Genomic DNA, 22,244 nt, shown 5'->3' with positions numbered 1-22,244 from the left:
CCAATGCTTTCTCAACTGCTCATGATTAACCAAGAGCCAGGTGCGATGCCGGGTGAAGGATTAACGGCCGTAGAAACTTTCACTTATTTTGTGGCAGCTCCAGTTGGACTATTTCTTCTTATTTCACTTATTTCATGGGCGCTTACGGGCGAAAAGAAAAAGAGTAAGAGCACTTCTTCTATTACTCATATCGAGTAATTACTGATCGGCAGCCTGTGCTTTTAGCGCGCGCACCATGGCATCGCGTGATTCAAGAATCGTTCTGCGTAGCGAATGCGATGCATCTTTACCTGTGACATCTAGCCAGTGCTGGGCCTTTTTCACAGTTGCCTCGCTAATGACCCAGGACGGAAAAAGCAGAGTCGCTGTGGTTTCAGCAATTTCATAGCCTTTAGTCTCCCAGACTTTGAGCAGTACATCAAAATACTGATCAACGAAGTCGCTCAAGATTTCTGTATGAAGCGGATCGTTAAATCCTCGGCATTTAAAGGAATGAATCGTGTTCGATAAATCATCGGTAGTAATCGAGCTAAATGCCTTGGCTTTGGCATCTTTAGTTGGAATTTGCGCATAAGCCATCGCACCGTATTGCTTGCCGTGCGCTGTCTTATCTAGTGCCAATTCCTTTTCAATATCAGCAGGACCAAATACCCCGTGCTTGACGCCACAAATGAATAGGAACCAACGAAGTTCAGCATCGATGGTGAGCCCAGTGATTGAGCCGCCAAGAATGGCCTTGATGCGCTCTAGTTGCGCTGGAGTGATTGCAGTGTTGGCAAAGCCTTTTGCAAATTGCAGTTGATGATCGCTACCGGACTCAGCTACATCAAGAAATGATTCGATGGCAGTTGCCACTTGCAAGCGAAGTGCCGCACGGTGTGATGGATGGGCATATGCCCAGAGCGCAGTATCAATCTGACCCAAAGTGGCGCTGACAATCGAGATATCTGATTCATTTTTCAAAGCGGGCAGTGCGATAGCGATGTAATCAGTTGCTGAGAGCTCGCCATCACGACATGAATCCCAGAGCGATGCCCAGATAAGTCCACGGGCTAAGGAATCATCGAGTGAGCCTAGGTGGCTCTTCATCGTTGCAATGGAGCGTTCATCAAAGCGCAACTTTGCATAGCTCTGATCTTTATCGTTGATCAGAACTAGGTCAGCACATTTTTGGCCAGCAAATGCGGTGACTTCAGTCAGTGCGCCGGCAACATCGAGTTCCACACTTGTGCGCCGCACCAGCTTGCTGCCTTGAATATCAAAGAGACCCACATGCAATCTGTGGGGGCGAAGTTCAGTAGAGCCCACCGGCATGGTTGGCACTTCTTGTTTGATAGAAAGTGATGCGTAGGTATCGCCATTGAGTGCAATCACTGGGCGCAGTGTGTTCACACCTGCGGTGCGCAGCCAGGTTGCAACCCATGGAGTGAGGTCGCGCCCGGAGGCAGCTTCGAGTTGATCAATTAAATCTTTGAGAGTTGTATTACCAAAGGCGTGCTTAGCAAAGTAGCGGCGAAGTCCGGTAATGAAATTATCTCGGCCCACATGTGCCACAAGTTGTTGCAATACGGAAGCACCCTTGGCATATGAGATGCCATCGAAATTGGTGCGCACAGCGTCCAGATCTTCCATCTCGGTAGCAATTGGGTGCGTTGTGGTGAGCTGATCTACGCGATATGCCCAGTTCTTACGTAGTGAATTGAACTCAGTCCAGGCTTCGGTGTATTTAGTTGATTCACTGACCGATTGATAGGAAGCCCATTCGGCAAAAGATTCGTTGAGCCATAAGTCATTCCACCATTGCATAGTGACCAAGTCACCAAACCACATATGCGCCATCTCGTGGTGGATAGTTGTTGCCCTACTTACATAGTTTCGCTCTGTGACCTTAGATCTAAAGATCAGGACATCTTCATGGAAAGTAACACAGCCCACGTTCTCCATGGCGCCCCAGTTATATTCGGCGACCGCAATTTGGTCATACTTTCCAAATGGATAGGCGAGACCGAAAGTCTTCTCAAAGTAGGCAAAGCCCTGCTTGGTGACTTCAATTATGTTCGCTGCATCAACGTGCTTAAAAAATGATTTACGGGCATAGATGCCCAGTGGAATCGTCTTCTCACCTTTGTATTCATCGTGCACAGAGGTATAGGCACCGGCCACAATGGCGGTGACGTAGGTAGAGATCACTTGCGAAGTAGCAAACTGAGTGAATTTCTTCTTACTTCCTAGATCTTTTGTTGATTCGATTGCGTAGTTTGAAATTATTTCCCAGTGGTCAGGAGTGATGGTGCTGATCGCAAATGTCGCCTTCTGATCTGGTTGATCAAAGCAGGCATACATGCGGCGGGCATCGCCAGTTTCAAACTGGGTATAGAGATAAACCTCATCATCGGCTGGGTCGACAAATCGGTGCAGGCCTTCACCAGAATTGGAATACACACCATCATGTTCGATCTCAAGAATGTTCTCTGCCGCAAGGGCTGGAAGATAAATAGTCTCGCCATCAAAGCGTGGGTCAAAATCTGCGCCATTGAGCTTGGCACTTATTACCCGCGCACCCACGCAATCGATATAGGTAGTTGCACCTGGTTTAAGACCAGCAAATTTCACCGTGGTCTTTACCCGAAAGTTTTCCGCACCAGTAGTCAGATCTAAATCAATGGCATAGCTAGCAACCTTAATGATTGCCGAACGTTCGGTGGCTTCTACCTGCTTGATATTTGTGCCTGGCACGGGTGCTCCTTCAGTGCATGATGCAAGAGAGCATATCCAACCACCAACTCGGTGATTCGTCAGAGGTTAGGATTGTGCAATGGAACAAGATTCGGTACGCACATACCGCTTACGTGGGTCTCGCATCACCGCTCCACAGCAGAGCGCCCTGGATAAATACTGGGGGATTTATGGAATGCAGTACTCCGAAGATTTTATTGAAATCCCAGCCCTCTTTCCAGACTCGTCGAAAATAGTTCTCGAGATCGGCTTCGGCATGGGCGAGGCAACTGCCCTGATCGGCAGAGATTTTCCTGATACCGGTTTTATTGCAGTTGAAGTTCATAAGCCAGGCATTGGAAAATTGATGGCCCGAATTGAAGAACTTGCATTAAGCAATGTGAGAATTATTGAAGGCGATGCCCACCCGATCCTGAAAACCATGATTGCCGATAATTCAGTAGATGCGATTCATCTCTTCTTTCCTGATCCATGGCCGAAGAAGCGCCACAACAAGCGGCGCATTGTGAACAATGAATTCTTAAAACTTATTCACCCCAAGATTAAAGCAGGCGGCTATATCCATATTGCAACTGATTGGGTGCCCTATGCCGAATATATTCAAGAAGTTTTCACGCCCAGCACCTTATTTACCGGGGGAGTAGTAGCGCGCCCTGAATGGAGACCAGTCACGCGATTTGAGGGGCAAGGCATAACTAAAGATCATCAAGTAACTGATCTTCGATACTTTAAGGCTTAAATCTCACCTGTTACTTCGTAATTACTGATTTTATCAATTCTGCGCACATGGCGTTCATCGCCAGGAAACTTTGTTGCGATGAAGGTATCGATGAGCTGCTTTACAAAATCCGCATCATGAAGCCTTTGCCCTAAGGAAATCACATTTGCATTGTTATGTTCGCGGGCAAGTTTGGCGGTCTCGATGCTCCACACAAGTGCAGCACGCACGCCCTTGACTTTATTGGCCGCAATTTGCTCACCATTACCGGAACCACCGAGAACTATTCCCAGTGAGGTGGAATCTTTAGCCACAGCTTCGGCGCATGGGATGCAGAAATCTGGGTAATCATCGAGTGCGTCATATTCATAGGGCCCGTGGTCAGTCACATCGTGGCCATTAACAACGAGGTGTGTAATCAATTCGTTCTTGAAATCAAGGCCGGCGTGATCGCTGCCGATGTGAATGCGCATGCGCAATTTAAGCATGTGCGGGGGCGGGCATGTGAAAACCCCGCCACACTTTCGCATGGCGGGGTTTTTACCCAAGGAGGTACTACATATTTGAACTAGTTATGCGATTGCCGCAGTTGTTGCTCTTGGAGCTGGCATTCTTGGAGCCTTCTCAAAATCACCTTTTCCCTTGTGCCCAAATCCACCTTTAAAGCCACCCTTTGGTCCTGCGGTGCGAACTTCATTGATTTCTTCAGTTATGTGAGCGACGAGGCGATCTTTAAGGAATGTTGCCTGTGCGGCAGTTAATTTCCCAGCTGTGACCGCAGCATCGATTCTTTTGGTCTCATCTGCAACCAGTGCCGCAATCAACGCATCTTTCTTAGGCCCCGCGATTGTCGCAAGAGTTTCTCCTGCGGCAAGGCGCGACTTGATGGTTGCTGAGTCGATACCGATTGTTGTTGAGATCAGTGCAAGCTCTGCCATCTTTTCAGCCTTCAAAGGCTTAGCCAGTTCTGCTGCAGCACGGGCTGCAGCACGGGCTGCTTCTGCAGCTACCTTGGCTGCATCAGCCGCGGCAATGATTGCATCTGCCTGTGCTTGTGTGATTGTGCCCTTTGTGACAAGTGCGGAAAGTGTGGCGGCAAGGTCTATCCCTCGAGGACCCTTGACACCGTTAGCACTTGGATTGGTAATTGAGATACGTGTTGCTTTTGTTGAGGCTGTTGAAACACCAACAGTTCCTGCAGTAAGTGCAACAGTTGTAATAACAATTGTTGCAATCCTTTTCTTTGTTGACATTCGCATGCCCCCACTCTCTTGCTCTGTGCCAAAGCCCTCGCCTCGACTTGGTTGTACTAAAGCGTCCTAGGCTCAGAAAGATACTTGGATAGCCTGCGAGGCTCATGCGAGTTTTCATGTGAAATCTGTGAGTTTTTCCCCTACACGCACGCCCTTCCTGTGTGCTGGTAGGGGATTCTCCGATTCTGGCAAGCCTGGTGCCACTTCACACTGGGTGGACAACCTAGTGTGAAGGGGTCACCAGTGAGAGCATCACGAATAGCCGTCCTAGTTACTATTGCAATTCTTACAACATCCACATCAGTGATTTCAGCAAGTGCTGCCGGTAGAACAGCAGCCTCAATTCCAAACACAATTCTTAATGGCAAAGGTCTGCCAATTACTTCACTGGGCATCAATGGCGATTTTTATATTGATACCCGAAGTCTTCTCATTTATGGACCAAAAGCGAAAGGTAAATGGCCACTGCCACAGAACTTGCAAGGACCTATTGGCGCAACAGGTGTCACAGGTAGTGATGGAAAGAATGGATCCGATGCAAAAATTGGCACCAATAATGCAAATAGCGTTGGTTCAGTTGGGCCACAAGGTGAACGTGGACTAACAGGTGCAGCCGGACCTGCCGGACCTGCAGGTGCCGCAGGATCTTCTGGTTCAGGTGGAGGAACACCAGGTGCAACGGGAGCTGCAGGTGCAACGGGTGCAACCGGAGCATCAGGTGCTGCGGGAAGCATCGGCCCAAGTGGACCAACAGGTTCAACAGGTGCAACTGGTTTAACGGGAGCAGCTGGTGCACAAGGGGAAACAGGGACTGCTGGGTCTGCGGGTACGTCTGAGGTAAAAGTAATATCAATTGGCAACTTCACAATAAACACAAGCACCCCTCTTGGAGTGGCTTCGTCATCAGCCTTCGGAAGTCTTGCTATTAACTCGTCATACTTCTTTCAGATTTACTTGACGGGGGAAGCTTCAGCAACATATCTAGATTTTGCAGCCGGAGTTAGCTCAACAGGGGAGACTCCAACCTACAATTTTTCTGCGTCTCGCTCAAAGTTGGTAACTTTGGCTGGGAAAAGCACTGTGTATGGAGTCACAATAACTGGAACCATTAAGACAGCAGGCACAGTTTCATCTTTGACAGTAAATCTCATTGACGTAACTGGAGAGTCTTCCGCGGAATCGGGAGTTACTTTTTCGGGCCGGATTTTTCTCCAGAAGGTCGGAATCATTAACTAAAAACATGGAGCGGGTGACCGGGATCGAACCGGCATGGCCAGCTTGGAAGGCTGGGGCTCTACCATTGAGCTACACCCGCGAGTGGTGCGAAGGATGAGCGTACAGGGTGTGTAACTCAGAGTAAAAAATTACTCTAGACTCCGTTGTTGCGCCTCGGGGCGTAGCGTAGTGGCTAGCGCGCCTGCTTTGGGAGCAGGAGACCGGGAGTTCGAATCTCCCCGCCCCGACCAGAATTTCTTCACAGTATTACAGCTGTCATTAACTAATAGGAGCACTTCGTGAAAAGCACCGTTGAGACACTTTCTGCCACTCGCGTTCGTTTAGAAGTTGAAGTTCCTTATGCAGAGCTAACTAACCATGTTGCAGCTGCATATAAGAAGGTGGCAACACAGGTAAACATCCCAGGTTTTCGTAAGGGCAAAGTTCCGGCTGCGATGATTGATCAGCGCGTGGGACGTGGAACGGTAATTGATGAGGCGATTAATACCGCACTACCTGAGTTCTATGGCAAAGCTGCTCGTGAGCATGATGTGCTCGTTGTGGGACGCCCCACTGTTGATGTGAAGGAATTTGTCGATAACGACAAGCTCATCTTTACCGTTGAGGTAAATGTGCGCCCAGAAGTGACACTTCCAGACTTTTCCAAGATTACTGTGACAGTAGATGATGTAGTTGTTGCAGATACTGATATCAATGAGCAGGTAGATGAGCTTCGCGCTCGCTTTGGAACCTTAAATTCAGTTGAGCGTGCCACACAATCTGGTGACTTTGTCACTATCGATCTCACAGCCCGTATTGATGGCGCTGAAGTAGATGGTGGAAAAGCGAATGAGATTTCCTATGAAGTCGGCTCCAATCGCATGATTGACGGACTAGATGAAGCACTCGTTGGAATGAGCGCGGGGGATAACAAGACTTTTACAACCCAACTCGTTGGTCAAAAAGATGGCGAAAAGGGCGATGTTGATATTGTTGTGAAGGCAGTCAAAGAGCGCGAGCTGCCTGCAGCTGATGATGCATTTGCCAAACTTGCATCTGAATTCGATACTTTAGCTGAGCTTAAAGCGAATATCGCAGAGCGTTTATCACGAGTGAAGAAGATGGAACAAGGCGCGCAAGCACGCGACCTACTACTTGAAAAGTTACTGGCAGATCTTGATATTCCAGTTCCAGATGAGATTGTGCTGGAAGAAGTAAATGAGCACCTTACGGGTGAATCTCGGATGGAAGATGCCGAACACCGCGCTGAAGTAGATGGCCAGGTTCGCGCCTCAATTAAATCTGATTTCTTACTGGATGCCATTGTCAAGGTGGAGCAAGTTCAAGTCTCTGAAATTGAACTTACTGAATACCTCATTCGCATGTCACAGCGTTATGGAATGGGTCCGGAGCAATTTGCACAGGAGCTACAAAAGGCTGGACAAATTAGCCAGGTAGTTGCTGAGGTTACTCGCGCGAAGGCACTTGCATCAGTATTAGGTCGTGTCTCAGTTGTCGACAAGTCCGGCCAAGTGATTGATCTTGAAGCCCTTCGCCCAGCACAAGGTCAGCCAGCAGCGCCCGAAGCCGAGTAACGCTTTAGCCGTAAGCGAACATCAGAGTTTTTGACGCCTATCTCTCATATTTGGGAAGCAATATGGCGCGGTAATTGTTAAGGTCAATACAAGGGAAAGTTATTGGAAGGATGAAACGTGGATTTTATTAACCCACAGGAGAACACGCCTGTAGCGCGCTCAGTTGGTTCAGAGCCATTTGGACTAGGCGATCAGATTTATAGTCGCTTGCTCCGTGAGCGAATCATCTTTCTTGCTGGTGAAGTGCGCGATGAGATGGCCAACGCCATCTGTGCGCAGATGTTGTTACTAGCCGCTGAAGATTCTGAGAAAGACATTTACCTATACATCAACTCACCTGGTGGATCAGTAACTGCCGGTATGGCCGTCTATGACACGATGCATTACATCAAAAATGATGTTGCAACAGTTGCCATGGGAATGGCTGCCTCAATGGGTCAATTCCTTCTTACAGCTGGTGCACCTGGCAAGCGTTATGCAACACCAAACGCGCGCATCTTGATGCACCAACCGCTAGGTGGCATCGGCGGAACTGCAACAGATATTCGGATCCAGGCAGAGCAGATGGCTATTACCAAGCAGACGATGTCTGAACTCAATGCCAAGCACACCGGGCAACCGCTAGAAAAGATTATTGCTGATTCAGATCGCGATAATTGGTTTAATGCTAAGGATGCACTTGCCTATGGATTTATCGATCACATCGCATCAAATGAAGGCCAAATCGCGGGAGGTAAGAAGTAATGAAGCACATTCAAGAAATTACGAACCGCTACGTTCTTCCAACAATTGAAGAGAAGACCGCCTACGGTTTTAAGCGTTTAGATCCATATACAAAGTTATTTGAAGAGCGCATCATCTTCCTTGGTCAGGCAATTGATGACACTGTGGCAAACGATGTGATGGCCCAGCTATTGACTTTGGAGTCAATGGATCCAGATCGCGATATCTCGATCTACATTAACTCACCTGGTGGTTCATTTACCGCACTCACCGCAATTTATGACACGATGCAATTTGTTCGCCCAGACATCACAACAATTTGTCTTGGCCAAGCAGCATCAGCTGCCGCAATCATCTTGGCTGGTGGCACAAAAGGTAAGCGCTATGGCCTTGAGCACTCACGTATCTTGATTCACCAACCTTCATCAGAAGGTGGCGGACAGGCATCAGATATTGAAATTCAAGCACGTGAAATTCTTCGTATGCGTGGATTACTCGAGACCATGCTTGCCAAGCACTCCAATAAGACTGTGGAAGAAATTGAGAAAGATATTGAGCGTGACAAGATTCTGACGGCTGCTGAAGCAGTGGAATACGGAATCATCGATAAGGTGATGGCTTCACGTAAGGCAAAGCCTTAAGCACACAATTTCACTAAAGGGGCGTCTGGTTCGAAAATGCTAAAGAAATATTTCGAACCCGGCGCTCTTTTTTCATACCCGGCATATCGCAACCTATGGATCTCAACGATCCTGACCATTCTTGCGATGTCAGCCTTTCCAATCGCACTTGCTGTCACCATCCTTGATGCCGGTGGAACTATCACCACCCTGGGTCTGATTCTGGGCGCGCGAGTTCTTTCCGGCGTTCTCTTTTCTCCGGTAGGTGGGGTTGTTGTTGATCGATTACCTAGAAAGACAGTTCTGATTGCAGCCGATGGTTTTCGAGCAGTCATCGGTTCAGTAGTTGTCTTTATTGATCCCGCGCAGATTTCGATGTGGATATTGGGTCTGATTGTGGTGTTGATGGGAATCTCTGATGGTTTTGGCGCACCGGCAGCGCAAGCACTCATGCCCAGCATCTTGCCTGATCAGTTGTTGCCTGCTGGAAATGTGCTTCGCGGAATTGCCCTTCGTACATCACAGATTGCCGGTCCTGGTGTTGCCGGAGCACTGCTTGTCGCCTTCGGAACTCATGCAACCTATGTTGCCTGCTCCATCTTCTTTTTGACGGGGGCAGCAATCCTGGTTCGTATTGATGAAGGTCCGATTGCGAAAAATGACAATGTGAAAAACCACTTCGTGCAAGATTTGCGAGAGGGTGTTCGAGTGGTCTGGTACTACAAGTGGATTGCCGCGATGATCGTGATGGCATCTGTGCAATTGATGCTTGTTATCGGTGTGGAGAACGTTCTGCTTCCTGTCATTACCAAGCGTGAATTTGGTGATGCATCGGTATATGCAGCCTCGGCGGCACTTTTCAGTGTGGGCGGAGCGATATCTGCAGTCATCTTTATTAAGTGGAAGGTGAAAAACGAAGGGCTGGTCTCAGTCGTTGTGTGGGGGCTATTTATCTTTGCCCCTCTTATTCTGGCATTTCCTTCTTCTGCGCCCTTAATTCTCTTTGCCTATCTGCTCGCCGGTTTCTCAGTGGGACCATGGGAAGCATTCTGGTCAACATCTGTGCAACGTGAGGTTCCGGCTGAATATCAGGGACGAGTATTTAGTTTGGATTACATGGGCACGATGGGGCTGATGCCACTGGGTATGGCTTTAGTTGGCCCGCTGGTGAATATCTTTGGCGAGAAAGAGTTGCTCATCGGCGTCGCTGTTTTCCATCTGGCAATCTGCGCATTGGTACTTCTGGTGCCGGGAGTGAAAGAGATGAAGTCGAAATTGCCGCCATATTCACCTATAGGCGAACAAAGTCAGGCTTGATTTCACGCGCAATTTTTACCCATAAAAACTATCCTTACACCCATGTCCACCCGAATTGGCGAAGCTAACGACCTCCTCAAGTGCTCCTTCTGCGGCAAAACGCAGAAGCAGGTGAAGAAACTTATTGCAGGTCCGGGCGTTTATATCTGCGATGAATGTATTGAACTCTGTAATGAGATCATCGTTGAAGAACTTTCCGAAGCCTCCTCACTTGGTTTAAGTGAACTTCCTAAGCCACACGCCATCTTTGATTTCCTTGATCAATATGTGATTGGCCAAGATCGGGCAAAGAAGTCACTTTCGGTTGCTGTCTACAACCACTACAAGCGCGTGCAATCTGGAGATTCTCGCAATGAAGATGGAGTCGAGCTCGCGAAATCAAATATTCTCCTGCTTGGTCCTACAGGCTGCGGTAAGACGCTGATGGCGCAAACTCTGGCACGTATGCTCAATGTTCCCTTCGCTATTGCAGATGCAACGGCGCTTACCGAGGCAGGTTATGTCGGTGAAGATGTCGAGAACATTTTGCTCAAGCTTTTGCAGGCTGCCGATTACGATGTGAAGAAGGCAGAGACCGGAATCATCTATATCGATGAAATCGATAAGGTGGCTCGCAAATCTGAAAACCCTTCTATTACTCGCGATGTTTCAGGTGAAGGTGTTCAGCAAGCGCTGCTTAAGATTTTAGAAGGAACAGTTGCATCAGTTCCACCACAAGGTGGTCGTAAGCACCCTCATCAAGAATTTATCCAGATTGATACCACAAACGTTCTCTTTATCGTCGGTGGCGCATTTGCTGGCCTCGATAAAATTATTGAATCACGCAGTGGCTCTGCCGGTGTTGGTTTCGGTGCTGAACTTCAGAGCGCGGAGGAGAAGAATCGCAGAGACATCTTTGCCGATGTCATGCCAGAAGACCTGCTCAAGTTTGGAATGATTCCTGAATTCATTGGTCGCCTGCCGGTTCTTACCAGCGTTGAAAATCTTGATAAGCCAGCTCTAATGCAGATTCTTACCGAGCCAAAGAATGCGCTAGTAAAGCAATATCAGAAGCTCTTTGACCTAGATGATGTCGAACTCGAATTTTCAGAGGAAGCCCTGGAAGCGGTGGCCGACCTTGCTCTCATTCGCGGAACTGGTGCACGCGGACTACGCGCCATCATGGAATCAGTATTACTTGGGGTCATGTATGAGATCCCGAGCCGCACAGATGTCGCCAAGGTAATCATCGAAAAGAGTTGCATCACAGATAGCGCAGCCCCCACCTTGCTGCCACGTACCGGTGATATTGCTAAGCGCGCTTCTCGTCGCGAGAAGAACACAGAGGAGAAAAGCGCGTAAAGGTAAACTAGACTGCGCTCCATGTCTTTAGAAAAGCGCGAGCTAGCACCGGCATTTACGCCGAGTGAAATCGAAGGCCCGCTCTATAAAAAGTGGTTAGACGCTGGTTACTTCACAGCTGATGCCAACTCATCTAAAGAACCATTTACCATCGTTATTCCACCGCCCAATGTCACTGGCAATTTACATATCGGCCATGCCCTAGATCAAACTCTGCAAGATTGCTTAACCCGCATGAAGCGCATGCAAGGTTTTGAAGCGCTCTGGCTTCCTGGCATGGACCATGCTGGAATTGCAACGCAAAATGTTGTGGAAAAACAATTGGCAACCAAGGGACTTTCTCGCCATGATTTAGGTCGCGAAGAGTTTGTGAAGAAAGTGTGGGAGTGGAAGGCTGAATCTGGCGGACAAATTCTCGGACAGATGAAGCGACTTGGCGATAGCGTGGATTGGTCTCGCGAAGCTTTCACAATGGATGAGAATCTTTCGCAGGCTGTATTAACAATATTTAAGAAGTTATTTGATCAAGGGCTGATCTATCGGGCAGAGCGAATCATTAACTGGTGCCCGCGTTGTCTTACCGCCCTTTCTGATATTGAAGTTGAACATCAAGATGATGCTGGCGAATTTGTCTCAGTTCGCTATGGCGATGGCGAGAAGAGCATTGTCGTTGCAACTACGCGTCCGGAAACAATGATGGGCGATGGCGCGGTGGCTGTGCACCCAGATGATCCTCGCTACAAACACCTGATTGGCACCGAAGTGATGCTGCCATTGGTTAATCGCATGATTCCCATCATCGCCGATGAATTAGTTGATCCAGACTTTGGTACTGGCGCGGTTAAGGTCACTGCAGCACATGACCCGAATGACTTTGAAATGGCTCTTCGCCACAACGTTCCTTTTGTTGTCATCATGAACGAACACGGTGTGATGGATGGAACGGGCACAGAATTCGATGGCATGGATCGCTTTGATGCGCGCGTGGCAGTTGTTGCAAAGCTGCGCGAGCTGGGCCGGATTGTTGCCGAAAAGCGTCCTTACATTCACGCAGTTGGACATTGCTCTCGCTGTGAAACAACAGTGGAGCCGCGTCTATCAAAGCAATGGTTTGTAAAGGTGGAAACACTTGCGAAGGCAGCAGGCGATGCTGTGCGGGATGGGCGGGTCAAGATTGAACCGGAAGAGCTGGCACCTCGTTACTTTGATTGGGTCGATAATTTAAATGATTGGTGTATCTCACGCCAGCTCTGGTGGGGCCATCGAATTCCAGTTTGGTATGGACCTAATGGCGAAGTAGTTGTAGTTGGCCCTGGTGAAAAAGCACCTGCTGGTTATACCCAAGATCCCGATGTCCTAGACACTTGGTTCTCATCCGCGCTCTGGCCTTTTTCCACTCTCGGCTGGCCGAATAACACAGCAGATGTGAAGAAGTTCTATCCAACGAGTGTTCTTGTTACCGGTTATGACATTTTATTCTTCTGGGTAGCGCGCATGATGATGTTTGGGCTCTTTGCTATGGATGGCGTGCCACCTTTCCACACCATCGTTTTACATGGTCTGGTGCGCGATCAATATGGCAAGAAGATGTCTAAATCTCGCGGCAATGTGGTGGACCCACTTGAATTTATTGATAAGTATGGCGCCGATGCGCTGCGCTTTACCTTGGCCCGCGGATCAAATCCCGGTAAAGATCAGGCCCTGGCCGAAGATTGGATTGCAGGTTCTCGTAACTTTGCCACCAAACTCTGGAATGCAACACGCTTTGCGATGATGAACGGGGCAACTGTTCAAGGTGCGTTGCCAGCAATGGAAAGCTTGTCAGAGATCGATAAGTGGGTGCTTTCGCGTTTAAGTGAAACAACTGCTGAATACACCAACTTAGTTGAACGCTATGAGTTTGCTCGTGCCTGCGAAGTGGTTTATCACTTTGCCTGGGATGACCTCTGCGACTGGTATCTCGAGCTCTCTAAGGAAGCTTTTGCTTCCGGCAACGCGGCTGCATCCCAGCGCGTGCTTGGTCATGTGCTGGACACACTTTTCCGCCTGCTGCACCCAGTGATGCCATTTATTACTGAAGAACTGTGGACCACATTTGCGGGTGGTGAAACTCTTGTCACAGCGCAATGGCCAGTATCAGCTCCTGCCCACATCAATAAGAAGGCAGAAACACTTGTGGGAGAACTTCAAAAAGTCATTACCGAAGTTCGCCGCTTTCGTAATGACCAAGGTGTGAAACCAAGTGCGAAGATTCCGGGTCGATTTATTGCACCGGCTGATGTGTCTGCCTATGCAACTGCGATGGCATTCTTGCTTAAATTAGAACTCACTGAGTTCACTCCTAGTGCTTCTGTTGAAATTGGCGCAATCAAAGTTGAACTCGATCTCTCTGGCACGGTAGATGTGGCAGCAGAGCGCACCCGCCTTACCAAAGACCTTGCCACTGCCCAAAAAGATCTAAAGACAGCTGAAGTGAAATTAAACAATGAGGGATTTATGGCCAAGGCACCGGCTGATGTGGTGAAGGAAATTAAAGAAAGACTTGCCGTGACAACAAGTGATATCGAACGCATCACAGCCCAGCTTGCAGCGCTCAAATAAATGAGTGAGATTACCCCCGAGGACCAAGTGCACCTCGATAAAATTGAGAAGGCGCTGCTCACTCGCTGGCCAGAAACACAGATTGAGCCATCACTGGAGCGAATTGCCGCACTTGTCGATGTTCTAGGGTCTCCGCAACTTACTTATCCCACAATTCACATTGGTGGCACTAACGGAAAGACCACCACATCGCGCATGATTGATTCACTTCTCTTTGAGATGGGGCTGCGCACGGGGCGATTTACTAGTCCACACCTGGAAAGTTTTGTGGAGCGAATTGCAATCAACGGTGAACCAATTGATGCGCAAGCACTGATCTTTTCTTACAACGATATCGCCGCATACATTGACATGATGGATTCGAAATTCGAACATCCCATTTCATACTTTGAAGCCCTCACTTCCCTTGCTTTCGCTGCTTTTGCCGAGCATCCGATCGATGTTGGTGTGATTGAAGTAGGCATGGGAGGCGAGTGGGATGCCACCAATGTTGTTCTGGCAGATGTTTCAGTTCTGATGCCAATCGACCTAGATCACACTGAGTATTTGGGTGAAACGCTGGCCGAGATTGCGCAGACGAAAGCGGGCATCATTAAAGAATCTGGTTTCATTGTTCTTGCCCAACAAGAGCCGGAAGCGGCGAAAGAGTTACTCAAGCGAGCAGCATCGGTGGGCGCAGATGTTGTGCGCGAAGGTATTGAATATGCAGTGATGTCACGTTCGGTTGCAGTCGGCGGGCAGTTGTTAACTATTCGCGGGGCTCAAGATACGTATGAAGATATCTTCTTGCCTTTGCATGGCAAACACCAGGCATCAAATGCGGCGGCCGCACTTGTGGCAGTGGAGGCATTCTTTGGCGACCAAGAGTTAGATATCGAGGCGGTGCGCGCGGGATTTGCCGCTGTGACATCACCTGGTCGCTGTGAAGTGCTCCACCGGGATCCGACCATCATTTTAGATGCGGCGCATAATCCGCATGGGGCTGCAGCGATTGCCGAGACGATTCAAAGTGAGTTTACTTTTGATGAAATTATTGGAGTAGTTGCGCCGATGGGTGATAAAGATATTCGGGGGATTTTGCTGGAACTTGAGCAGGTGATGGATTCCATCATCGTGACGACCAATAGTTCTGTGCGCTCAACAAATATTGAGGAGCTAGAAAAGATAGCAATTGAAATCTTCGGACATGATCGGGTCTTTGCGCACGAGAAGTTAGCTGACGCCCTGGACAAGGCGATTAAGGATGCGATCCGGCCGCTGAGTGATGACACCATCGGGATTTTGGTTACTGGCTCTGTTGTCACAGCAGGGGATGCGCGTAGAATTCTGAGAAAGAAATTTGCAAAGGTAGATAAGTAATGCGCGTTCTAGGTTCGGCAGTATTGGTAATGGAATTTTTCATCATGGGTTTTGCCATGCTGCTTGCCAAAGATAATCACGAGGCTTCTACAATTGTGGCTGGCGCAGTTATTGCGATACTACTTCTTCTCACCCCAGGGCTATTAAAGAAACGAGCCGGGTGGATTCTTGGCTCTCTCTTGCAAATCTTGATGATCGGTTATGCCGTGGTAGTGCCATCGATGGCTATCGTGGGCCTGATTTTCGGGGGACTCTGGATTGCCGCCATCATTGTGGGTCGCAAGGGTGAGGCTGCTCGCGCTGCGCTGATGGCGACACGCACTCCTGACGCCTAATAGACTGACCCCTGTGAGCCTAGAAAAAACCCTCGTCCTGGTTAAGCCAGATGGTGTTGCGCGTGGATTAGTTGGCGAAGTAATCGCTCGTATTGAAGCCAAGGGATACACCATTGCGGCGATGCGGATGTTGCAAGCAGATCGAGCGCTTCTTGAAAAGCATTACGCCGAACATCAAGGTAAGCCATTTTTTGAACCACTCGTTGAGTTCATGATGTCAGGTCCCATTGTTGCCATCGTTGCGCAGGGAAATCGCGTGATAGAGGGATTTAGATCATTGGCAGGTGTTACAGATCCAACAGTGGCAGCCCCCGGAACAATCCGGGGAGATCTTGCCCGCGATCAAGGAACTAAGGTTGTGCAAAATATTGTTCACGGCTCTGATTCACCCGAATCTGCTGCACGTGAAATAGCTATCTTCTTTGAGGGGAAATAAATGTCTAACAGAATGTCATTCATAGGCCGCGATATGGCCGTTGACCTAGGAACTGCAAACACCCTTGTTTATGTTCGAGGTCGTGGCATCGTTCTTAATGAGCCTTCAGTTGTTGCTATTAACCAAGATACTGGCGGCATTTTAGCTGTTGGACTTGAAGCTAAGAAGATGATTGGTCGCACACCTGGCAACATCGTTGCCATTCGTCCACTTAAAGATGGTGTGATTGCAGACTTCGACACAACCGAGCGCATGCTCCGTTACTTTATTCAAAAAGTGCACCGTCGTAGCTATCTTGCTAAGCCACGCATTGTTGTTTGTGTTCCTTCAGGAATTACCGGTGTGGAACAGCGCGCTGTTAAAGATGCTGGCTATGCCGCAGGTGCTCGTAAGGTCTACATCATTGAAGAGCCGATGGCTGCCGCAATCGGTGCTGGTCTTCCCATCCACGAACCAACCGGAAATATGGTTGTTGATATCGGCGGTGGAACTACTGAAGTTGCCGTGATTTCACTGGGCGGAATCGTGACAGCGCTATCAATTCGTATTGGCGGCGATGAGCTTGATCAATCGATTATTAACTGGACCAAGCGCGAATACTCACTACTTTTGGGTGAGCGCACCGCCGAAGAGATCAAGATGGCTATCGGTTCGGCATACCCACTTCAGGGTGAAAATGATGCTGAAATTCGCGGTCGCGATCTTGCAACCGGACTTCCAAAGACCATCGTCGTCACAGCTGCTGAAATTCGCAAAGCACTGGAAGAGCCGGTCAACCAAATCATTAACGCAGTAAAGGCAACCCTTGATAAGTGCCCACCAGAGCTTTCCTCAGATCTCATGGATCGCGGCATCGTTCTTACAGGTGGCGGCGCACTTCTTAAGGGACTCGATGAGCGACTTCGTAAAGAGACTGGAATGCCAATTCACATTGCAGACCGTCCGCTGGACGCCGTCGTTGAAGGCTCCGGAAAATGCATTGAAGAGTTTGAAGCCCTTGAAAAGGTTTTGATCTCCGAGCCTCGTCGATAGGTAGTTAACAGTGCGCTACGGCGGCGACAACCGCGGTCGCTTACTCATCATCGTATTAATTGTTACTTCACTCTTCCTGATTACTTTGGATTTACGTGGCGTATCAGTAATTGGTGGCGTGCGCACAGGAACACAGACCGCTCTCACTCCGGTGCAAAAATTTGGCTCTTGGGCGCTGACTCCATTTCGTAATTTTGCATCTGATGTCACTCACTTGGGGCGCACCCGCAACCAAATTGAGAAACTCAAGGCTGAAAATGAGACGCTGCGTAACACTCTACTTAATCGCAAGACTGCCGATGCCCAACTGAAGCAATTAAAGAGCGTTCTGAATCTTGCTGGTGGCGGTGGATATAAAGTTGTTAATGCAAAAGTTATTTCACAAGGCCCCACTACATCATTTACGCAGACAATTACTATTGATGCCGGTACAAGTTCAGGAATTCGTAGCAACATGACGGTGATTTCTGGCTATGGTCTGGTTGGAGTTGTGAAGATTGCCTACCCAGATAGCTCACTCGTCCAGCTTGCATCAGATCCAGCATTTAGAATTGGTGCACGTATTGCAAAGTCAGAACAAATCGGAATCTTAAGCGGCCAAGGCTCTCGCATCGGCGTTTTGCAGTTGCTAGATAACACCACAACCGTGAAGGCGGGGGACGCACTCCTTGCGCGCGGAAGTGATAGCGGACGCCCCTTTGTTCCGGGAGTACCAATTGGGGAAGTAACTTCGGTTGATAATTCACCGGGCGCTGTCACCCAAACTGCCGAAGTAAGGTTCTATGCCAACTTCTCCACACTGGGCGTTGTCGCAGTGGTGATTGCAAAGCCGGAATCTGATCCTCGAGATGCATTGGTACCACCCAAGCCAGTCCCAACTCCACTTCCCACAGTGACTATTTATGCAACACCTTCTCCATCACCATCTACCAGCACAGAGCCATGATGGAACTATGACAATCCGTAGATATCTTCTCTCTATCCCAATCTTTCTCTTTATCTATGTATTGCAAGAAGCTTTTATTACTCAACTCAGATTGCCACTCGGTGGTTTCTCACTCCTTCTCATCTCCACCCTGATCTGGGCAACGCTGAGCACGCCAGAAATTGGCGCTCTTACCGGTTTCGGTGCCGGCATTTTGATGGATCTCTCGCAAAGTTCTCCTGGTCCTATGGGTCACTGGACTCTTGTTCTGATTTTGGCCGGATATGGCGTTGCATTTTTAGGCTATGGCGATGACAACATCCGTTCTAATCCCATTAACATCGTTCTGATAACAACCGTGGGAGTCGTGGCTAGTCAATTTGTTTTCTTATTACTTGGATTTCTACTCGGTCAAGAGTTAGGAAGTATTTCCCACATCGCATTTCTACTGGCGGGATCAGCATTTTGGACGGCGATAGTCTCACCACTGGTTCTTAAAATCCTCGCCTACATACATGCAAATGTCTTTGGAACCAGATCACTCCTATGAACCAACGCTCACGCTTAAGTTTGCTCGTGATTCAAATATTTTTTGTCTCACTCATGGTCGCACTCCTTGGCCGTCTCTTCTATCTTCAAGTTGCAGCAGGTCCGACCTATCGCGATGCCGCACTTAGTATTCAAAGTCGAGATGTTGCCACCCCGGCAAACCGCGGATTTATTGTTGACTCCTCCGGCGTTCCGCTGGCGCTGAGCAAGGTTGCACTAGCAATTACTGTTGATCGCACCGTGATTGATAAGTTGCCTGATAAGGGCGTAGCAGTGCTACGAAAGCTCGTTACATTATTAGGACTTCAATACGCTGATGTCTGGCAGCGCACGCGCTTATGTGGTGAGTTACCCAAGGGAGTGCGTGCTGGTTGCTGGACAGGTTCACGTTTCCAACCTATTCCTATTACTAAATCTGCCGATCCAGCACTTGCGCTGCGCATTGTCGAAAGATCAGATCGATATCCCGGAATCTCTGCCACACCTGTTGCAATTAGAAGTTACCCGCAAACACTAGGTGTCACCGGTAGTCATGTTCTGGGTTATGTCGGGCCACTGACAGAGGAAGATCTTTCTGGTGCTAATGGGCGCACCTACTTCCGCTCTGAATACATTGGTAAGACCGGGCTTGAAATCGAATACGATGAATACCTACGTGGTGTTCCTGGAATAAAAACTTTTATCGTTGACCGCAAAGAAGCGGTGACGAACACGAGTCAGGATACGAAGCCGATTGCCGGCAATCACTTGGTGACAAGTTTAGATGTCAGACTTCAAGCTGCCAGTGAAAAAGCGCTGGAGGGAGCAGTAAAGCGTGCACGTTCGATGGGATATCGAGCCGATGGCGGAGCCGCAGTCGTTCTTGATGTTCGAAACGGTCAAGTTCTTGCGCTAGCTTCTTATCCATCTTTTGATCCCAATGCTTTTGAACGTGGACTGACAATCAAAGAAGCACAGGCGCTTTATAGCGAAGACAACGGTGTACCAGCACTGAACCGGGCGCTACAGGGACTCTATGCTCCGGCCTCTACCTTTAAAGCAGTTTCAGTAGTGGCGGCAAAAGCTGCGGGATATGACTTAAATAAGAGTTATTCGTGTCCATCGGAAGTGCAAGTGGGAACTCGTGCTTTCCAAAACTTCGAAAGTAAGGCGCAAGGAACGATTTCGATGAAGAAGGCAATCGCAATTTCGTGTGACACTATCTGGTATCAAATCGCATATGACGAATGGGTGCGAGATGGTGGTTTACGGCCTAAATCAAACCCAAATGATCACTTCTTTAGCGCTGCCAAGGGCTTTCAGGTGGGGGTAAGAACAGGTGTAGATCTACCTTCTGAATCAGCGGGAAGACTTGCTGACCGCGAGTATAAGAAGACTTGGTATGCACAGAATAAAGATTTCTACTGTAACTACAGAGATCGCGCAACAAAGGCGCAGCAAACCCCCTTCCTGCTTCAGTTAGCGCAAGAAAATTGCGTAGACGGAGATAAAGTTCGTGGTGGTGATGCGGTGAACTTCTCTATCGGTCAAGGCGATACTGTGATTACACCCATTAAGTTAGCTCAAATGTATGCAGCGATAGCTAACGGCGGAACAATCTGGCAACCCACCATCGCCAAAGCTGTGGTGAGTCAGCAAGGAGAGGTAATTAAAACTTTTGAACCCAAGGAGTTGGGGGATATCTCAGCCGATGCGCAAACGATCGCCTTCTTACATGATGCACTCCAAGAGGTAACCCTAACCGGAACCTCCGCTGGAATTTTTTCACGTTTTCCGGTGCCAACAGCAGGTAAGACCGGAACCGCCCAAGTCTTTGGAAGAAACTCAAATGGAACACAGAAAGCTGATACTTCTTGGTATGCCTCTTTTGCTCCCGCTAAGAAGCCACGTTATGCAGTTGTCATGATGGTCAGTCAAGGTGGTTTTGGAGCAAGCACATCAGGAGTCGGTGTGCGAGAAATTTATGAGACTCTCTTCGGTGTGCAAGGCAATATTGTTAAACCTGAACTAGCGTTATTCCCTAAAGGAAAACCACCGATTAAGTTGCCTCGTATCTCACCGGCCAAGAAGCCGGCTGCCTCAATTTTGAATCCAGAAAAAGCGAAGAAGGGGTTACCGGTGACAAAGCCATGAGTACATTCCTCAATCGCAATCCATATCGTCGGGCTCGAAGTAAGTCTTTCTTCTCCGGCTTTGACCCAATCCTTAGCGCAGCAGTCGGCGGACTACTCATTATCGGAACCCTGTTGGTATATGCAGCTACGCGTGATTGGTATTCAGCTAACGGCCTTGATCCCGAGTACTACCTCAAGCGACATGTCATTAACATTGTCATTGGTTTAGCACTTGCCTGGGGAACGACCATCATTGATTACCGACTGCTTCGTGCCTACACCCCCTTTATCTGGGGCTTTGGCGTTCTTGGATTAATTCTTGTCCTTATTCCAGGAGTGGGCAGTGAAATTAATGGAGCTAAAGCGTGGATACGTCTTCCGGCAGGTTTTCAGATTCAACCGGCTGAGATTGCAAAGATCTCAATCATTATTGGAATTTCCATGTTGTTATCCGAGCGCACACATAACTCAGATGAACCGAGCACGAACGATATTCTCAAAGCACTTGCTGTTGCCGCCCTTCCCATCCTTCTTATTTTGCGTCAGCCAGATATGGGCACGGTCTTCATCATTAGCGCATCAGTTGTCACAATCCTGGCGGTCTCAGGTGCTCCCATGAAGTGGATTGTCGGTCTGATATTGCTGGCAGTCATCGGTGGATTTGTCGCAACGAAAACTGGCATTGTTAACGACTATCAAGTCAAGCGATTGCAATCCTTTGTTAACCCTAACGCTGACACACAGGGAGCGGGATATCAATTACGCCAAGCGCGGATCACAGTCGGCTCTGGTGGGTTAATTGGTACCGGCTTGTTTAATGGTCCACAAACAAATGGAAGGTTTGTGCCAGAGCAACAGACAGACTTCATCTTTACCGTGGCCGGTGAAGAACTCGGCTTTGTTGGCTGCTCAGTAATAATTCTGCTGCTGCTCACTATTCTCATGCGAGCATTTGGAATTGCTAGACGATCGACGGACCCCTACGGGACGCTGGTCTGCACCGGAGTTATTGCCTGGTTCGCTTTTCAAATATTTGAAAATATTGGTATGACTTTGGGCTTGATGCCCATGACCGGAGTTCCACTGCCCTTCCTGTCATATGGTGGTTCAAGCATGTTTGCCAATCTCATCGGAATCGGGCTTTTACAGAATGTTCACGCCCGCCAGCGCGGCTGATTCACGCTCAAAATAGGTTTTCTACCAACTTATCTGTCATAATTATGCCAACAGTTCAGCGCGGCCAGCGATCTTTATCGCGCCTGCGGCGGACTACACAAAAGATTAAAACATGAGTTTTGCTCAAGATGGCAACATTTTGGGCCACGAGATTGCGTATCGCTAATTGAAAAAGCAGGTACGCACTAAAGGATTTGGT

At 48.7% G+C, this 22,244-nt stretch carries 20 protein-coding genes and 2 tRNA genes; 18 read left to right on the top strand and 4 right to left on the bottom strand.

The genetic code is table 11. The annotated features are described in order from the left end of the window. The first annotated feature begins 3 nt into the window (after positions 1 to 3). Positions 4 to 198 (top strand): hypothetical protein, encoded by a 195-nt coding sequence (locus A1sIIB142_RS04460; RefSeq protein ID WP_095675048.1) that lies wholly within the window; start codon positions 4 to 6, stop codon positions 196 to 198. Here A1sIIB142_RS04460 and pepN read toward each other — a convergent pair whose 3' ends face one another. Next, positions 199 to 2,736 carry an aminopeptidase N gene (gene pepN, locus A1sIIB142_RS04455; protein WP_095675047.1) on the bottom strand — a complete coding sequence of 846 codons (2,538 nt, stop codon included), beginning with the start codon at positions 2,734 to 2,736 and terminating at the stop codon, positions 199 to 201. Positions 2,737 to 2,815: 79 nt separating this feature from the next. Here pepN and trmB point away from each other — a divergent pair, with 79 nt between their 5' ends. Further along, a complete protein-coding gene (trmB, locus tag A1sIIB142_RS04450) occupies positions 2,816 to 3,475 on the top strand; it encodes a tRNA (guanosine(46)-N7)-methyltransferase TrmB (protein WP_095675046.1) in 660 nt (219 codons plus the stop codon). Here trmB and A1sIIB142_RS04445 read toward each other — a convergent pair. Together A1sIIB142_RS04445 and A1sIIB142_RS04440 are read right to left on the bottom strand one after the other, a co-directional pair. Then, entirely contained in the window at positions 3,472 to 3,927 is a 456-nt protein-coding gene (locus tag A1sIIB142_RS04445; RefSeq protein ID WP_095675500.1) for a ribose-5-phosphate isomerase, read from the bottom strand. The two genes, trmB and A1sIIB142_RS04445, sit on opposite strands and share 4 nt — an antisense overlap. Before the next feature lie 99 nt (positions 3,928 to 4,026). Next, the gene (locus A1sIIB142_RS04440; RefSeq protein WP_190277039.1) at positions 4,027 to 4,707 is read right to left on the bottom strand and encodes a hypothetical protein; all 681 of its coding nucleotides are present in this window, start codon (positions 4,705 to 4,707) and stop codon (positions 4,027 to 4,029) included. 243 nt (positions 4,708 to 4,950) lie between these two features. Here A1sIIB142_RS04440 and A1sIIB142_RS04435 point away from each other — a divergent pair, with 243 nt between their 5' ends. Next, complete coding sequence (locus A1sIIB142_RS04435; RefSeq protein ID WP_190277038.1) at positions 4,951 to 5,943, top strand: collagen-like domain-containing protein; 993 nt, start codon at positions 4,951 to 4,953, stop codon at positions 5,941 to 5,943. Positions 5,944 to 5,948: 5 nt separating this feature from the next. Here the strand turns inward: A1sIIB142_RS04435 and A1sIIB142_RS04430 are convergent. Continuing rightward, positions 5,949 to 6,022, bottom strand: a tRNA-Gly gene (locus A1sIIB142_RS04430). A gap of 75 nt (positions 6,023 to 6,097) precedes the next feature. Between A1sIIB142_RS04430 and A1sIIB142_RS04425 the strand changes: the two genes are divergently transcribed. The 15 genes from A1sIIB142_RS04425 (at position 6,098) to rodA (ending at position 22,045) form a co-directional block, all read left to right on the top strand. Beyond that, positions 6,098 to 6,173 (top strand) — tRNA-Pro (locus A1sIIB142_RS04425). 48 nt (positions 6,174 to 6,221) lie between these two features. Beyond that, the gene (tig, locus tag A1sIIB142_RS04420; RefSeq protein ID WP_095693834.1) at positions 6,222 to 7,517 is read left to right on the top strand and encodes a trigger factor; all 1,296 of its coding nucleotides are present in this window, start codon (positions 6,222 to 6,224) and stop codon (positions 7,515 to 7,517) included. A 126-nt stretch (positions 7,518 to 7,643) separates the two neighbouring features. Continuing rightward, positions 7,644 to 8,261, top strand: a complete 618-nt coding sequence (locus A1sIIB142_RS04415) for an ATP-dependent Clp protease proteolytic subunit (protein WP_190279106.1) — start codon at positions 7,644 to 7,646, stop codon at positions 8,259 to 8,261. Then, positions 8,261 to 8,881, top strand: coding sequence for an ATP-dependent Clp protease proteolytic subunit (locus A1sIIB142_RS04410; RefSeq protein WP_095675043.1), 621 nt, complete (start codon positions 8,261 to 8,263; stop codon positions 8,879 to 8,881). Before A1sIIB142_RS04415 ends, A1sIIB142_RS04410 begins: the two co-directional genes overlap by 1 nt. Positions 8,882 to 8,917: 36 nt before the next feature. Next, positions 8,918 to 10,177 carry an MFS transporter gene (locus A1sIIB142_RS04405; RefSeq protein WP_095684886.1) on the top strand — a complete coding sequence of 420 codons (1,260 nt, stop codon included), beginning with the start codon at positions 8,918 to 8,920 and terminating at the stop codon, positions 10,175 to 10,177. Positions 10,178 to 10,219: 42 nt separating this feature from the next. Beyond that, positions 10,220 to 11,518 (top strand): ATP-dependent Clp protease ATP-binding subunit ClpX, encoded by a 1,299-nt coding sequence (gene clpX, locus A1sIIB142_RS04400; protein WP_095693833.1) that lies wholly within the window; start codon positions 10,220 to 10,222, stop codon positions 11,516 to 11,518. 21 nt (positions 11,519 to 11,539) lie between these two features. Next, the gene (locus A1sIIB142_RS04395; protein ID WP_095693832.1) at positions 11,540 to 14,119 is read left to right on the top strand and encodes a valine--tRNA ligase; all 2,580 of its coding nucleotides are present in this window, start codon (positions 11,540 to 11,542) and stop codon (positions 14,117 to 14,119) included. Further along, a complete protein-coding gene (locus A1sIIB142_RS04390) occupies positions 14,120 to 15,478 on the top strand; it encodes a bifunctional folylpolyglutamate synthase/dihydrofolate synthase (protein WP_095693831.1) in 1,359 nt (452 codons plus the stop codon). Continuing rightward, positions 15,478 to 15,813, top strand: coding sequence for a DUF4233 domain-containing protein (locus tag A1sIIB142_RS04385; protein WP_095675038.1), 336 nt, complete (start codon positions 15,478 to 15,480; stop codon positions 15,811 to 15,813). The genes A1sIIB142_RS04390 and A1sIIB142_RS04385 overlap by 1 nt, the downstream gene beginning before the upstream one ends. 13 nt (positions 15,814 to 15,826) lie before the next feature. Continuing rightward, positions 15,827 to 16,249 carry a nucleoside-diphosphate kinase gene (gene ndk, locus A1sIIB142_RS04380; protein ID WP_095675037.1) on the top strand — a complete coding sequence of 141 codons (423 nt, stop codon included), beginning with the start codon at positions 15,827 to 15,829 and terminating at the stop codon, positions 16,247 to 16,249. After that, positions 16,250 to 17,281, top strand: coding sequence for a rod shape-determining protein (locus A1sIIB142_RS04375; protein ID WP_095693830.1), 1,032 nt, complete (start codon positions 16,250 to 16,252; stop codon positions 17,279 to 17,281). 10 nt (positions 17,282 to 17,291) lie between these two features. Next, the gene (gene mreC / locus A1sIIB142_RS04370; RefSeq protein WP_095693829.1) at positions 17,292 to 18,227 is read left to right on the top strand and encodes a rod shape-determining protein MreC; all 936 of its coding nucleotides are present in this window, start codon (positions 17,292 to 17,294) and stop codon (positions 18,225 to 18,227) included. After that, entirely contained in the window at positions 18,184 to 18,756 is a 573-nt protein-coding gene (gene mreD, locus A1sIIB142_RS04365; RefSeq protein WP_223299171.1) for a rod shape-determining protein MreD, read from the top strand. The genes mreC and mreD overlap by 44 nt, the downstream gene beginning before the upstream one ends. Then, complete coding sequence (mrdA, locus tag A1sIIB142_RS04360; protein WP_095693828.1) at positions 18,753 to 20,888, top strand: penicillin-binding protein 2; 2,136 nt, start codon at positions 18,753 to 18,755, stop codon at positions 20,886 to 20,888. The genes mreD and mrdA overlap by 4 nt, the downstream gene beginning before the upstream one ends. Next, positions 20,885 to 22,045: a rod shape-determining protein RodA gene (rodA, locus tag A1sIIB142_RS04355; RefSeq protein ID WP_095693827.1), complete on the top strand. Its 1,161-nt coding sequence runs from the start codon at positions 20,885 to 20,887 to the stop codon at positions 22,043 to 22,045. Before mrdA ends, rodA begins: the two co-directional genes overlap by 4 nt. Positions 22,046 to 22,244 lie beyond the last annotated feature (199 nt).

The sequence above is a fragment of the Candidatus Planktophila versatilis genome, from assembly GCF_002288345.1.
Lineage (GTDB): Bacteria > Actinomycetota > Actinomycetes > Nanopelagicales > Nanopelagicaceae > Planktophila > Planktophila versatilis_A.
This window is presented reverse-complemented; position numbering and strand designations above follow the sequence as displayed.

What these genes read in the sequence shown, in the direction of transcription:
- clpX (WP_095693833.1), top strand. Translation starts at nt 10,220, where the DNA reads ATGTCCACCCGAATTGGCGAAGCTAACGACCTCCTCAAGTGCTCCTTC.
- A1sIIB142_RS04410 (WP_095675043.1), top strand. Translation starts at nt 8,261, where the DNA reads ATGAAGCACATTCAAGAAATTACGAACCGCTACGTTCTTCCAACAATT.
- A1sIIB142_RS04390 (WP_095693831.1), top strand. Translation starts at nt 14,120, where the DNA reads ATGAGTGAGATTACCCCCGAGGACCAAGTGCACCTCGATAAAATTGAG.
- A1sIIB142_RS04460 (WP_095675048.1), top strand. Translation starts at nt 4, where the DNA reads ATGCTTTCTCAACTGCTCATGATTAACCAAGAGCCAGGTGCGATGCCG.
- A1sIIB142_RS04375 (WP_095693830.1), top strand. Translation starts at nt 16,250, where the DNA reads ATGTCTAACAGAATGTCATTCATAGGCCGCGATATGGCCGTTGACCTA.
- A1sIIB142_RS04395 (WP_095693832.1), top strand. Translation starts at nt 11,540, where the DNA reads ATGTCTTTAGAAAAGCGCGAGCTAGCACCGGCATTTACGCCGAGTGAA.
- mrdA (WP_095693828.1), top strand. Translation starts at nt 18,753, where the DNA reads ATGAACCAACGCTCACGCTTAAGTTTGCTCGTGATTCAAATATTTTTT.
- mreD (WP_223299171.1), top strand. Translation starts at nt 18,184, where the DNA reads ATGCAACACCTTCTCCATCACCATCTACCAGCACAGAGCCATGATGGA.
- rodA (WP_095693827.1), top strand. Translation starts at nt 20,885, where the DNA reads ATGAGTACATTCCTCAATCGCAATCCATATCGTCGGGCTCGAAGTAAG.
- A1sIIB142_RS04385 (WP_095675038.1), top strand. Translation starts at nt 15,478, where the DNA reads ATGCGCGTTCTAGGTTCGGCAGTATTGGTAATGGAATTTTTCATCATG.
- trmB (WP_095675046.1), top strand. Translation starts at nt 2,816, where the DNA reads ATGGAACAAGATTCGGTACGCACATACCGCTTACGTGGGTCTCGCATC.
- A1sIIB142_RS04445 (WP_095675500.1), bottom strand. Translation starts at nt 3,927, where the DNA reads ATGCGCATTCACATCGGCAGCGATCACGCCGGCCTTGATTTCAAGAAC.
- A1sIIB142_RS04440 (WP_190277039.1), bottom strand. Translation starts at nt 4,707, where the DNA reads ATGTCAACAAAGAAAAGGATTGCAACAATTGTTATTACAACTGTTGCA.
- A1sIIB142_RS04405 (WP_095684886.1), top strand. Translation starts at nt 8,918, where the DNA reads ATGCTAAAGAAATATTTCGAACCCGGCGCTCTTTTTTCATACCCGGCA.